The organism is Paludibaculum fermentans (assembly GCF_015277775.1).
Lineage (GTDB): Bacteria > Acidobacteriota > Terriglobia > Bryobacterales > Bryobacteraceae > Paludibaculum > Paludibaculum fermentans.
Genome location: NZ_CP063849.1, coordinates 5037501 through 5050706 on the forward strand (window position 1 = coordinate 5037501; position 13206 = coordinate 5050706).

Annotated in this window: 10 protein-coding genes (1 of these 10 cut by a window edge); all 10 read right to left on the bottom strand. The window is 62.5% G+C overall.

The genetic code is table 11. The annotated features are described in order from the left end of the window. On the bottom strand, positions 1–582 hold the 5' portion of the coding sequence (locus IRI77_RS19720) for a CheR family methyltransferase (RefSeq protein ID WP_194446741.1). 255 nt of this gene lie to the left of the window's left edge; 582 of the gene's 837 nt are visible here — the first part of the coding sequence; the start codon lies at positions 580–582; its stop codon lies beyond the left edge, outside the window. Then, positions 570–1739, bottom strand: a complete 1170-nt coding sequence (locus IRI77_RS19725) for a protein-glutamate methylesterase/protein-glutamine glutaminase (RefSeq protein WP_228486218.1) — start codon at positions 1737–1739, stop codon at positions 570–572. The genes IRI77_RS19720 and IRI77_RS19725 overlap by 13 nt, the downstream gene beginning before the upstream one ends. 4 nt (positions 1740–1743) lie before the next feature. Next, the gene (locus IRI77_RS19730) at positions 1744–2118 is read right to left on the bottom strand and encodes a response regulator (protein ID WP_194446742.1); all 375 of its coding nucleotides are present in this window, start codon (positions 2116–2118) and stop codon (positions 1744–1746) included. Positions 2119–2196: 78 nt separating this feature from the next. Beyond that, positions 2197–5658, bottom strand: coding sequence for an MCP four helix bundle domain-containing protein (locus IRI77_RS19735; RefSeq protein WP_194446743.1), 3462 nt, complete (start codon positions 5656–5658; stop codon positions 2197–2199). Positions 5659–6002: 344 nt separating this feature from the next. After that, entirely contained in the window at positions 6003–6617 is a 615-nt protein-coding gene (locus IRI77_RS19740; protein WP_194446744.1) for a CheR family methyltransferase, read from the bottom strand. A 219-nt stretch (positions 6618–6836) separates the two neighbouring features. Beyond that, complete coding sequence (locus tag IRI77_RS19745; protein WP_194446745.1) at positions 6837–8936, bottom strand: methyl-accepting chemotaxis protein; 2100 nt, start codon at positions 8934–8936, stop codon at positions 6837–6839. A gap of 69 nt (positions 8937–9005) precedes the next feature. Then, a complete protein-coding gene (locus tag IRI77_RS19750) occupies positions 9006–9521 on the bottom strand; it encodes a chemotaxis protein CheW (protein ID WP_194446746.1) in 516 nt (171 codons plus the stop codon). Positions 9522–9525: 4 nt separating this feature from the next. After that, positions 9526–12177, bottom strand: a complete 2652-nt coding sequence (locus IRI77_RS19755; RefSeq protein WP_194446747.1) for a hybrid sensor histidine kinase/response regulator — start codon at positions 12175–12177, stop codon at positions 9526–9528. 11 nt (positions 12178–12188) lie between these two features. Beyond that, on the bottom strand, positions 12189–12683 hold the full coding sequence (locus tag IRI77_RS19760; RefSeq protein WP_194446748.1) for a hypothetical protein: 495 nt from the start codon (positions 12681–12683) through the stop codon (positions 12189–12191). Continuing rightward, the gene (locus tag IRI77_RS19765; RefSeq protein ID WP_194446749.1) at positions 12680–13045 is read right to left on the bottom strand and encodes a response regulator; all 366 of its coding nucleotides are present in this window, start codon (positions 13043–13045) and stop codon (positions 12680–12682) included. The genes IRI77_RS19760 and IRI77_RS19765 overlap by 4 nt, the downstream gene beginning before the upstream one ends. Positions 13046–13206 lie beyond the last annotated feature (161 nt).

Here is a 13206-nt window from a genome sequence, read left to right on the forward strand (position 1 = left end):
GATCTGGTCGTTGAGTTGCCAGTCCAGTGCGACACGGCGGAAGTATTTCAGCAGCAGGGACACGGGCAGACCGCGGTTGACCTCAATCTGGAGGTATTTGCCCTGACGCGCTTTTTCGACGACGTGGGAGGTGAGGTCGGTGCCAAGAATCTGAACATTCCACCCGCCGAAGCCCTCCTCCATCAGGAGTAGCGCGAGGCTGTAGGCCTCCTGGCCGGTGGATGAAGCCGCGGACCAGCAGTTCAACTTGCGCGTGGCGTGGCGCAGCTCCTTCACTTCCGGCAGCAGGACGCGGGTAATGGCGTCGTACTGGCCGGGTTCCCGGAAGAAGTAGGTCTCATTGGTGGTCATCGCCTCGATGACCTGTTTGCGGACCTCGTCTCCTCCGGTTGCCCTGATGAGCGAACAGAGGTCATTGATCGACTGCAAGCCGCGGGCGCGGGCGACAGGAGACAGGCGCGACTCGAACAGGTAGTGCTTCTCGTGATCCAGGACAATGCCGGACCCGCGATACACGACGTCCTGGAGGAAGTTGTAGTTGCCCGGATCTATGCTGCCCAGGGCGGACGTTAATGTGGCCATGGGGCCTCCGATGGAGAAATCTGATTCTGGGCCGCCAAAGGGCGGCCGGTACGGGCGGTATGGGTAACCATTGCCTTGGGGATGAAGTCGAGCGGCAGAGTCTCATTGGCGAGACCGGCGTTGACCACTGCCCCGGCCATGCCCCAGACCACGCTGGTGGCCTCGTCCTGAGCGAGGATACACGCCCCCTTGGACCGTAGCGCGCGAGATCCGTTCAAGCCGTCCTGGCCCATGCCGGTGAGCATCACAGCCAGCACGCCGGCGCCGAAGACCGTGGCCATGGATTCAAAGAGCGCGTCGACGGACGGGCGGCAGGAGTTGAGAGGCGGTTCCTGATCCAGCCGGATCATGGCTCCCTGGCGGTGCGCTTCCACGCGCATGTGGTAGTTGCCGGGTGCGATCAGAACCTTGGGCTGGTCGAGCGGCTCTCCGTCGGACGCCTCACGAACCTCGAGCGGACACAGCGTGTTGAGACGTTCGGAAAGCAGATGTGTAAACAGCGGCGGCATGTGCTGCACGATGAGAATCGGGACGCCGAATCCGGCGGGAATGGCTGCCAAAACCTGAGCCAGGGCGGAAGGCCCGCCGGTGGAGACGCCGATGCCGACGATGCTGGATGTGGACGAAGAGAGCCGGACAGGTGAGTCCGGCCTGCCGGAGATAGAGGACCGGGCTACCACAGGAGGAGGCAACAGCCTGGCCGGCTGCGGCACCGGGGCGAAAAACTGCCGGATCTTGGGGATGAGTTCATCGCGCAGGCTGGCCAGCGAGCGGTCGAGACCGCCGGCATTGGAGGCCTTCGCCACATAGTCGTCGGCGCCCAGGGAGAGAGCCTCCAGAGTGGTGGCGCCGCCGCGCTCCGTGAGGGTGCTGAACATCACGACGCGCACCTGCGGATACTGGCGGCGGATGACACGCAACGCATCCAGGCCGTTCATTTCCGGCATTTCGATATCGAGCGTGACGACGTCGGGTTGGGTTTCCTGCACCTTCTCAATGGCGGCACGGCCGTTGGCGGCCACGCCGACGATCACCATATCCGCCGCCTCTTCCAGCACATGCGAGACCAGCCGCCGGATGACTACGGAGTCATCGACGATCAGGACCCGGATCTGCTGTCCCGGACGTAGCGTCTTGCGTAAAAGCGTCGACATCATGCCCCTACATCTGTATTCCGGCCAGGCGTAGTTTGTCGCGCAGCACGTCGGTGGTGAAGGGCTTCATCACGTACTCGTTCGCGCCGGCCTGTACGGCGGCGGCGACGTGCTCCATCTCGGTTTCCGTGGTGACCATGACGATGGGCAGCGAGTCGTAGCGGCGGTCCGCGCGGAGCCGCAGCAGAAGGTCCATACCGTTCATGCCTGGCATGTTCCAATCCACCAGGGCCAAATTGAAGTCGCTGGGCTGGCTATCCAGGATCGCCAACGCCTGGTTGCCGTCGCCGGCTTCCTGTACGTCGTAGCCCAACTGTCCCAAAGTACGTCCGAGGATCATTCGGATCGCCCGGGAATCATCCACGATTAAGGCCTTGCTCACGTTGCCACCTCTCCTTAAGCTTCCTGTGCTTTGGCGGAGGCCCGGCTGGGGATGCCGGCCGAGCCTCCACACCCGGTGTTAGAACCGGTATTTGCTGACCACGCCTTGCAGCTGCGCCGCCATCCGGCTGAGTTCCGCCGCGGCGCGCTGAGTCTCGGTGGCACCCTTCGTCGTGCTCTTGGCAGCTTCGGCGACCCCCGAGATGTTGCTGGCGATGGCGTTGGTGCCCTTGGCGGCTTCGTTCACGCTACGGCCAATCTCATTCGTGGTCACTGTCTGCTCCTCGACGGCGGAGGCGATGCTGTTCGAGATGTCGTTGATCTGGTTGATGATGGCGCCGATGTCACCAATGGCCTTGACGGCTTCCTTGGTGTCGGTCTGGATTGCCTCGATCTTGCCGCCGATCTCCTCGGTGGCCTTGGCAGTCTGCTTGGCGAGTTCCTTCACCTCGTTGGCGACCACCGCGAAGCCCTTGCCGGCTTCTCCGGCGCGGGCGGCCTCGATGGTGGCGTTGAGCGCCAGGAGGTTGGTCTGCTGAGCGATGGAGGTGATGACCTTGATCACCTTGCCGATCTCCTGGCTGGAGTCGCCCAGCTTGTTGACGGTCTCATTGGTTGTCTGCGCCGCACTGACTGCGTTGCGGGCCACGCGGGCGGCTTCGTTGGCGTTCTTGGCGATTTCCCGGATGGACGCCTGCATCTGCTCGGCTCCGGCTGCCACCGCTGTGACGTTGCGCGAGACTTCGTCGCTGGCGCTGGCCACGACGTTGGCCTGTGTGGCGGTCTCTTCGGCATTGCCGGCCATTTGATGGCTGACCGCCGTGAGCTCTTCGGCAGAGGAAGCCATGCTCTGGGTATTCTGCGAGAAGCTGCGGATGCTGTCGTGCAGATCCTGGGCCATTCGGCCGATGTCGTCCTTGAGACGCGCATGGTCGCCGCGGTAGTTGCCCTGGACGCGAGCGGTGAGATCGCTTTGGGCGATCTTGGCCAGCACGGCCGAGGACTCCTGCATGGGGGCGATGATCGCATCCAGCGTCTGGTTGACGCCTTCCACGATCTTGCGGAAGTCACCCTGATGGCGGGTGGCGTCGGCGCGGACGCTGAGTTCGCCAGCCACGGCGGCGGTCACCAGTTTGGTGCTGTCGTCCGTCACGGCCCGGATGGCATCGACCATCAAGGTGAGGCTGTCGTTGATCTTGGCGAACTGGGCCTTGGCTTCCGCGGTGAATTCGTCCGCATCCGCCAGCTTCATGTTCACTTCCATGTTGCCCTTGGCGATTTGCACCAGGTTGGAAGCCACGCGAACTACTTCGGTGTTGGTGTAGTCCTTGGCCTTGACGATGCCGGTGAGGTCCTGGACGACTTCCACGAAGCCGATATGCTCGCCCTTGCCGTTGGTCAGCCTGGACGATTGCTGCTTGCACTTCTGCCCGTTCCAGTCAAAGTATGTCTCGCCGACACCCTTGGAGAGCTGAACGAGGCCGCAGTTGTCGGTGTTGCAGATGTTGGCCCTGGCCGAGGAACAAGGCATGCCCGGCGCGTCCGCCCTGCTACGGATGATGTTGTTCTGCACCATCAGGACTTCAAACGCCTTGTTGAGGAAGACCCACTTCATGTTCTTGTCGATGACGTGAATGGGCGACGGCACAGCGTCGATGATGGCCTGATACCAGTTGACCTTGTCCACGACGACATCGAGTGTTGCATTGACACCTTCGACCACCTTCCGGAAGTCGCCGCGGTGTTTGCCTGCGTCGGCGCGGGTGTCAAACTTGCCATCCTCCGCCGCTTTCACGAGCATGCCGGCATCGGCGACCATAGCCTTGATGTTGTCGATGCAATTGTTGAGGTTGAGCTTGATCTCGTTGAAGTCGCCGCGGTAGTCGTCGGTAATCTTCGGCGGGATGTCGCCCTTCGAGATGCGGTCGACATATTCGGCCGCGACGTTGAGCGGACCGATGACGGCATCGAGGGTCTTGTTGACGCCCTGCACCACGCGGCGGTAGTCGCCCTGGTGCCTGGAGGCATCGGCGCGGGTGGCGAGACGGCCGTCGATGGCTGCCTCGACCAGCATGCCGGCGTCGTTGACCAGCGCCTTGATGTTGTCGATGCAGTTGTTGAGATTGAGCTTGATCTCGTTGAAGTCGCCGTTATAGCTGTCGGTGATCTTGGGCGGCATGTCGCCCTTCGAGATACGGTCCACGTATTCAGCAGCGACGTTGAGCGGCCCGATGACGGCATCGAGAGTCTGGTTGACACCTTCGACGATGCGGCGGTAGTCGCCCTGGTGCCTGGAGGCATCGGCGCGGGTGGCGAGACGGCCGTCGATGGCGGCCTCGACCAACATGCCGGCGTCGTTGACCAACGCCTTGATGTTGTCGATGCAGTTATTGAGGTTGTTCTTGATCTCGTTGAAGTCGCCGTTATAGCTGTCGGTGATCTTGGGCGGGATGTCGCCCTTCGAGATGCGATCCATGTACTCGGCCGAGACATTCAGCGGCCCGATCACGGCATCAAGAGTCTGGTTCACTCCGGCGACGATTTGCCGGTATCCACCCTGGAACTGTTCCGCGTTGCCGCGTGTGGCCAGTTGGCCCGCGATGGCGGCCTTGGCCAGCGAGTCGGCCTCGGCGATCAGCCGGCGGAGAGCGTCCACTACCTGAATGAAGCTCTTGCCGAGCAAGTCCTTATCTGAGCGGGCCGTCACCTCGACCGACACGTTGCCGGCGGCGATCTGTTGAGCCAGTTCGGCTCGCTCTTTCGTCACGGCGGCCATGGTGCGGAACGACCGCGCCAAGGCGCCCATCTCGTCATTGGTGTCCAAGTCGATGTGGACATCGACATCACCCGCGGCGAGCTGCTCGGCTGCATGCTGCATGGCCATCAGGGGCGTGCCGATGACACGAGAGAGGATCCAGCCCAGGAAGAGAGCAATCGCGATGCCTAGGATCACGATCCCCAACATCTTTTTCGTGGCGGCGGATGCGGCGGCCGTGGCCGCCTTCTGCTCTTTCTCTCCAATCTGGGCGTTGATATCGATGAGCTTCCGCAGCAACTTGCGGGTCTCAATCTGCGCGGGCTGCACCGGTCCCTTGAGGACCTCCCAGGCCTGGGCGTCCTGACCGGCGAGAGCGTGCTCGATGACCCGGGATCGCAACTTGACATACGTCGCGTAGCTGGACAGCATCAGGGGCAGCGTTTCCTGCTCTTCCTGCACCAGGACCGTCTTGGCATAGCCTTCCAGGTAGGATTCGATTTTCTTAGTTTCCGTCTCGATGACCGCGGCATGCTCACGGCGTTGGGCCTTGTCGGTTGTCCCCAACATCTGCCAGAGTTCCGTGCGGGTCAGCAGGAACGACGCGTTCGCGTACCCGAGGTCGCGGATGGGGACCAGCCGGTCCGCGTAAATTGTTTCGCTGCGGGCTTCAATCTCTTTCAGGCCTGAGTAACCGACCCAGCCGATAAGACCTGCGATGGCCGCGACGATCACGAAGCTGATCATGAGCTTCGTGCGAACGTGTTTATCATTGAGCCATTTCATAGAACACCTTCCCTAACCCACCGAAACTTTCTCCACGGACGCACCCGCGTCCGTCCTTGTCAAATCGCGCAGCCGCCCACCGGCCGCGCCAGCCGTCGCTGAACCTCGCGCTCAGCTACTTCCGCCATCTGGGGGCGATGACGCAGGCCCAGCTCTCCAAATCCGATCGGACCATGGCACCGTTGCCGGCAATGCCCCCGGGACACCGGGCCGCACCGGGGTTCCGGTGGCGGTGTACTGCAGCGCCTGGAGCTGAACATATTGCCCGGGCCCTCCGCGGGGCCCTTTGCACACAAAACTCGAATCACGTTTCCGTGCTGCGCGGCATGAGGCAGACCGGCGGATCATGCGCAGCCTCCCCGCTTCTGGAACACGGGCCCATCCGGCGACACGCGCTCAAAGAGAGGCGCCAGTTCGGCGGGCATCTCCTGGGTCTGCTCAGTGGCGAGGAGACCACCCGGCGCCAGCGCGCGGTGAAACATCTTCAGCACTTCGATCCGCTCAGCGAGCTGGAAGTGCAGCAGCACGTTTTTGCAGAGCACCACCGAGTAGCCCTGGCCGATCTCCTGGTAAGACAGAAGGTCGTGGTGCTGGAAGGTGATGCGGCGGCGCAGCTTCTCCGCGGCACGCAGCTGCCCGGGTTCCCCGCCCGGTTCAAAGTATTTCTCAAGGATCCCTGCCGGCAGGCGGGCGAGTTCGGCTTCGGGATAAAGCCCGGCCTGAACCGTCTGCGCAAACTGGCCGGTGGCCTCGCTGTCGGTGGCGTCGATGCGCAGGTTGCCGAAAGCGAAGTGCCCCATCTTCTCAGCGAACAGGATGGAGAGGGTGTAGGGCTCCTGTCCGGTCGCGGCGCCGGCATCCCAGATGCGGGGATGGCTGCGGCCGGCAATCCGGGGCAGGCTGTGCTCGACCAACTGGTTCAGCACGTGCAGATCGCGAAAGAAGAAAGTGAACGCCATGGTCAGTACCCCGCTCCCTGCCGAAGCGCCAGGAACAGGCGGTTGACCCGCCGTGACTCGCTGCCGGCGGCGAGGGCGCCCCGAAAGGGGAACCAGGCGCCCTTCAGCCCCCGCCAGCGATCGTGCCGTACTGCTGTTACTGCTTCGACGTTCACTGTCTTCACTTCTCTGTTCGGAACACCGGGCGTACACCCGGGATTTGGGTTGGCGCCGGCCGGATTACAGCCGGTACTTACCGACGATGGACTGCAACTGCGCCGCCATGCGGCTGAGTTCCGCCGCCGCGCGCTGGGTCTCCGTGGCGCCCTTCGTGGTGCTCTTGGCCGCATTGGCGACCCCGGAGATGTTGCTGGCGATGGATTCGGTTCCGCTGGCGGCGACTCCGACGCTGCGGCCGATCTCATTGGTCGTGACGGTCTGCTCTTCCACGGCGGAGGCGATGCTGTTGGAGATGTCGTTGACCTGGTTGATGATCTCGCTGATCACGCCGATGGCCTTGACGGCATCCCTGGTGCTGGTCTGGATGGCATCGATCTTGCCGCCGATTTCTTCCGTGGCCTTGGCGGTCTGCTTGGCCAGTTCCTTCACCTCGTTGGCGACAACCGCGAAACCCTTGCCGGCTTCTCCGGCGCGGGCCGCCTCGATGGTCGCGTTCAAAGCCAGCAGGTTGGTTTGCTGAGCTATGGAGGTGATTACCTTAATTACCTTGCCGATCTCCTGGCTGGAGCCGCCCAGGCGGTTGACGGTGTCGTTTGTCGACTGTGCCACGTTCACGGCGTTTTTGGCGACGCGCGCGGCCTCGTTGGCGTTCTTGGCGATCTCGCGGATGGAAGCCTGCATCTGCTCGGCTCCGGCGGCCACGGCGCTGACGCTGCGCGACACTTCGCCGCTGGCTCCGGCGACGATCTCGGCCTGGGTTGCGGTCTCCTCGGCGTTGCCGGCCATCTGGTGGCTGACGGCGGTGAGTTCTTCCGACGAGGACGCCACGGTCTGCGTGCTCTGCGAGAAGCTGCGCATGTTCTGGTGCAGGTCCTGCGCCATGCGGTTGATGTCGTCCTTCAGGCGGGCGTAGTCGCCGCGATAGGCGCCTTCGACACGGGCGGTGAGGTCGTTCTGGGCGATGCGGGCCAGCACGGCCGAAGCTTCGTTGAGCGGTTCGATCACCGCGTCGAGCGTCTGGTTGAAGCCCTGCGCTACTTTCCGGAAATCGCCTTTGTGCTTGTCCACGTCGGCGCGTTTGCTCAGATGTCCCTGAACCGCGGCTTCGGCCAGTGCGAGCGAATCCGCGATGAGGAGGTTCAGCGGAGTGACGATGGCGTCGAGCGTCGAGTTGAACCCGGTGACAATTTTGCGGAAGTCGCCGCGATGCACGCTGGCATCGGCGCGGACATCCAGCCGCAGGTTGGCGCCGGCGTCGGCGAGCTTGTCGACATCCACCATCAGCCGTTGGAGGTTGCGGCGAACTTCCTCAATGGTCTCGTTGATGAACGCCTTTTTGCCGGGGAAGCGCTCCAGGGACGCCTCAAAGTTGCCCTTGCCGAATTCGGCGATACACGCCATGGCCTTCTTCTTGACGGCGATGTGGCCGCCGACCATTTCGTTGACGCCGCGGGCCATTTCCAGGTAGGCACCCGCGAACTGATCTTCCGGGATCGCCACGTCGATGTCGCCCTTAATGTGCTCTTCCGACATGTGCTTCATCTCCTTGATGAAGCGGAAGAGCGGCTGGGCAATGGCGTCGAGAATGGCATTGACGCCTTCGATGCGAAGGCGGGCGACTTCGGTCGCTCCAGCCAGGTTCGTGTCCAGGCGGGTGGAGAGCTCCGAGCGCTGCTGGGCAGCGGCCACCCGGGCTACCTCCTCGTGCACCACGAAATCTTCCTCGGCCGACGGGTCGAAGATCTGGCAAACGCCGACGACTTCACCCGACTCGTCGAACCACGGGACTGAATGCACCTTCAGATGGAGGGCCCTGCCTCTCACCTGGGCGCAGGCGATGGTGGTCGCCGGCTGGCGGGTTCTCATCGCGTTTGAAGCGGAGCAGGTGCCCTGGCGGCAGGCGGGAATATCGAATAGATCCCAGACCTTTAGGCCAGCGCACTCATCCACTCTCCGTCCGCCCAGCCGGGCCGCTTCCTGATTGATGATCTGGATCGTGTGGTATTTGTCCGCCATGACCAGCGGAAGCGGAAAGTTATCAAAGAACACTCGCTTCGCTGCGTCGGTGGCCGCCGCTTCCGGCCTGGTTAGTACCGCGGAACCCGTTTGGCCTCCAAACTGGTTGCCGAGACTTCTACTATCGTCAAATGCTCGTTCCATTACCGCTCTCCTCCACTCCTACTTCGTGGCTTGCGACCTCGAACTGATTCTCCAAATCAGGGGCACCGGCTATGTCAGCGCCTCAGAACTCCGTTTGTGCGGACCCATCACGGCCACGGGGCCGGATGCAATTTCCACCGTCTTCTCGGTGTCAAGGATCAGCAGAAGCCGGCCCTTGAGTTTGAACACACCCTGGATCAACTCCCGGGCCTCGGGGGCCAGGTTGTCAGGCGGTTTCTCATAGGCGGACTCTTCCACTTCCAGGACGTCGCCGATCTCGTCGACCAGCAGGCTGACCGCGCCTTCCTGGACGCGCACCACCATGTTCATGGCTGTCTGTTCATCGGCCCGCGAGGGCAGTCCCAGGCGCCCGCGCATGTCCACCGCCGTCACGATCTGGCCGCGCAGGTTGATCAACCCCTTGACGACTCCGGGGGCCAGCGGCACGCAGGTCAATTCCTGGTGGCGCAGCACCTCCTGCACATTCAGCACGTCAATGCCGAAGAACAGGCTGTCGACAAAGAAGGTTGCGAACTGTGTTCGGGTGAGCGTGCCCGCGGATGAATTCGATGCTGTTTCGTGCATGGATCTACCTCCTCACTCCGGGCCCAACCTCTTCCAGTTCATTCAGTGCCGCCGCGAGCCGGGCCACGGACCGCACCATCGAGGGGCTGTCGAACTTCTTCAGGCACTCCTCGAAGCCGCAGTTTCCATTGCCGCCGGCGGGCGGTTCGCCCGGGGTGAGGGAAAGGAAGGGCAGTGTTTCCAGCCCGGGCTTCTCGCGTACGGCCTGCAGGAGCGAGCGTCCGCCGGAGGGAGGCAGGTCCATGGAGGCCACAATCACGTCGATGCGGCGTTGATCCAGGGTGCGCAGCACGTCGTGCTCGTTTTCGGCCTCGACCACGCGATAGCCGGCCGACTCGAGGTCGGACCGCAACAGCGTGCGGGAGAAGGCTGAACCGTCGGCGAGCAGGACGATCGGCATGCTGGCGGAGGGCTTGCTCTCCTCGAACCAGTCGGAGCAGGTCAACTCCAGAATCGCGTGCAGGTCCAGGAAGTCGGTGACGTTGTTGCCGACGACGGCCGAGCCCAACAGGCCCATGCGGCCGGCGCGATGCTGAATCACGGCCGAGTCCTCGACGATGTCGATGATCTGGTCGACGACGACGCCGACACTGCGGTCCCTATCGGTGAAGACGATGGCTTGCACGGGATCGCGGGAAAGCGAGTCGTCGGGCATGCCGGGCTCCAGGATGGAGGCCAGCGAGACCAGCGGCAGAATGGAGTCGCGATATTGGATGACCTTGTGGCCGCCCGTATTCTCGAGGGCCGAGGCGCGGAACTCTTCCAGCCTGGCGACGAGAGTAAGGGGTACGGCGATGCGCTCCAGCGAGCCGGCTTTGAACAGGACGAGCCGCTTCAACTGGGAATCGGCGGCCGCCTGGCTCTTCTGGGATTCGCCGTGATTCTGTTCGGCGGAACCGGTGAGCACGCCGGACCGCTGGCCGATGCCGACGACATCCAGGATGAGGACGACTTTGCCGTCGCCCATGATGGTGGCTCCGGCGTAGGCGGTGAGCCCCTTGAGCTGTTTGCTCAGCGGCTTCACTACGATTTCCTGCGTGTCGCTGATGCCGTCCACCACCAGGCCGAACTGACGGTCTTCCGCCTGGAGCACGACGATGTTGACCGCCTCGGGGTTCTCCGGAGCACGCAGTTGGAGCACCTCGTTGAGATAGGCGATGGGCAGCAGTTGCTCGCGCCGCCGGTACACCATCGTTCCGTGGATTCTTTCGATCTGCTTGCCGCCGGCATCGCCCTCCAGCCGGATCAGTTCGAGCAGGTTGACCTGCGGAATCACAAAGCGTTCGCCGCCGCTGGTGATGACAAGCCCCGGGATGATGGCCAGGGTGAGCGGGATCTTCAGGCGGACGGTGGTGCCGAAGCCCACGCGGCTGGTGACATCGACCAGGCCGCCGATCTTCTCAATATTGGAACGGACGACGTCCATGCCGACGCCGCGGCCGGAGACCTTGGTGACCTGCTCCGCCGTGGAGAAGCCGGGATGGAAGATCAGGTTCATCGCTTCGCGATCGCTGATCCTGTCCATCTGCTCCAGACGCAGGATGCCGCGCTCGACGGCTTTCTGCTTCAGGCGGTCCAGGTCGATGCCGGCGCCGTCGTCGCTGATTTCGATATTGACGTGCCCGCCTTCGTGATAGGCGCGCAGGAAGACGACTCCGGCCGGTTTCTTGCCGGCGGCCACGCGTACGGCGGGTGACTCCACTCCGTGGTCGCAGCAGTTCCGCACCAGATGGGTGAGAGGATCCTTGATCGCCTCGATGATGGTCTTGTCCAGCTCAGTGGAGGTTCCGTCCATCTCCAGCCGGATCTGCTTGCCGAGGGAATAGGCGATGTCGCGGACGACACGCGGGAGTTTGTTCCAGACCACGCCGATGGGTTGCATGCGGGTCTTCATGACGCCTTCCTGCAACTCGGTCGTGATCAGGTTCAGCCGCTGGGAGGTCGAATTCAGGGACGCGTCGTCGTTCTGCGTGTTGTATTGCAGAACCTGGTTCCGGGCGAGCACCAGTTCGCCCACGAGATTCATGAGCTTGTCGAGCAGGACGACATCGACGCGGATGGCGGAGTCGGCCACGGACGAGGAGTGCTCCTGCTGATCGGTGGTGGCGGCAGGCTCCATCTGCTCCGGCGCACTGTCCGCGTAGGACGGGGGTGCTGCCGGCATGGCCTCGGCGCTGGCCGGAGCTGCCTCGGGTGCTTTCTGCTGAGGAAGGGGCGGCGGCGGTGCTGCCACGGCAACCGGTGCTTTCGCTCCGTTCTGGGACGGCTCCTGCTGCTGGTAGACCTTCTTGAGTCTTTCAGTCAGGTCGGAATAGAGACAGTCGTTTTCTTCGCCGGTGACCTCGATGGCCGTCAGGATGGCCCGTACGGCGTCAATGACTTCCAGGATGAGCGAGATGATGTGGCCATTGGCATCGAGTTCGCCGGCGCGCAGTTTGCTCAGGAGGCTTTCGGCCGCATGCGTTACGGTTTCCAGATGTGCGAACCCGAGGAAGCTGCACGTCCCTTTGATTGTGTGAAACGTGCGAAAAATGCTGCCGAGCAGCTCCACATCCTTAGGCCTGCGCTCCAACTCGACGATCTCGTTGTCGAGCCTTGCCAGATTCTCGTTGCTCTCAATGAGAAACTCGCGAATCACTTCCTGGTCTTCCATCATCGGATCCCCCCCTATCCTTGGACTGGTTTGCCCAACATCAGAGTCAGGCGCCCCGCTGCGTACCCGGTAATGTCCGCCGAAACGTCGAAACGGAGAAGCGGAGCCTTCATCATCTGAAGGACATCGGCGGGTACGGAATTAAGGTCACTACACACTTCCGCGAGCACCACGCGGGCCTCGTCGTGGAAGCAGCGCGAACAGATGTTCAGGATTTCCCTGATCGTCTCCATGAGGTCGTTGTCCAGCTTCCCGGCCCGGATCGCAGTGGCGACGGCATAGGGCGGGAAGACCAGCATGGCGCCGGCGGCGTTGGCGGCGAACACGAGGTCGACGACACAGAGACAGATACGGCCGGTGGCGGCCTCGCGGTAGACGCCGAAGACTTTCGCCACTTTGGGTCCGAGGTCAAGGGGTGGCGCCTTGGCGACCACGACCTTCCTGCCCAGAATACCGGACAAAAGAGTCCCAATTACAGTCACATCCGGGAGTTTGGGTAGCGCACTCATGGCTTGAGCACCGTATTCAGGGCAATCTGGAAGTGTTCCGCGGTGAACGGCTTGCTGATCAGGTAGTCTGCGCCGGCATCCGCGGCTTCGAGCCTCATTTCGTTCGTGCATTCCGTGGTGACGAAGACGAACGGCAAGTACCTGCCTAGTTCGCGAATGCTGCGCAGGAGCTCGATTCCGGACATGCCCGGCATATTCCAATCGCAGAGCATCAGGTCTGGAACACTGCCTTTGACCATCTCGAGAGCTTCATGACCTGTTGAAGCTTCCAACACATTCTCACTGCCGTAACCGATCTGACGCAGGGTCCGGCGCACGATCATGCGCATCGCCTTGCTGTCATCAACAACCAAGATGTTCATCTTCTATCCTCATCCGCACTTGGTGAAGCGTGCGCGCGCTCCTACCCTGGGACTATCACTTGCCGGGCACTGGGTAGGTAAGTACCCCGATGCCATTTATTCGGCGCTCTCTGCAAATCTCATTAGGGTGGAACCGATAAATGTAGATTTTCTCATACACC

What these genes read in the sequence shown, in the direction of transcription:
- IRI77_RS19725 (WP_228486218.1), bottom strand. Translation starts at nt 1,739, where the DNA reads ATGATGTCGACGCTTTTACGCAAGACGCTACGTCCGGGACAGCAGATC.
- IRI77_RS19735 (WP_194446743.1), bottom strand. Translation starts at nt 5,658, where the DNA reads ATGAAATGGCTCAATGATAAACACGTTCGCACGAAGCTCATGATCAGC.
- IRI77_RS19740 (WP_194446744.1), bottom strand. Translation starts at nt 6,617, where the DNA reads ATGGCGTTCACTTTCTTCTTTCGCGATCTGCACGTGCTGAACCAGTTG.
- IRI77_RS19745 (WP_194446745.1), bottom strand. Translation starts at nt 8,936, where the DNA reads ATGGAACGAGCATTTGACGATAGTAGAAGTCTCGGCAACCAGTTTGGA.
- IRI77_RS19750 (WP_194446746.1), bottom strand. Translation starts at nt 9,521, where the DNA reads ATGCACGAAACAGCATCGAATTCATCCGCGGGCACGCTCACCCGAACA.
- IRI77_RS19755 (WP_194446747.1), bottom strand. Translation starts at nt 12,177, where the DNA reads ATGATGGAAGACCAGGAAGTGATTCGCGAGTTTCTCATTGAGAGCAAC.
- IRI77_RS19760 (WP_194446748.1), bottom strand. Translation starts at nt 12,683, where the DNA reads ATGAGTGCGCTACCCAAACTCCCGGATGTGACTGTAATTGGGACTCTT.
- IRI77_RS19765 (WP_194446749.1), bottom strand. Translation starts at nt 13,045, where the DNA reads ATGAACATCTTGGTTGTTGATGACAGCAAGGCGATGCGCATGATCGTG.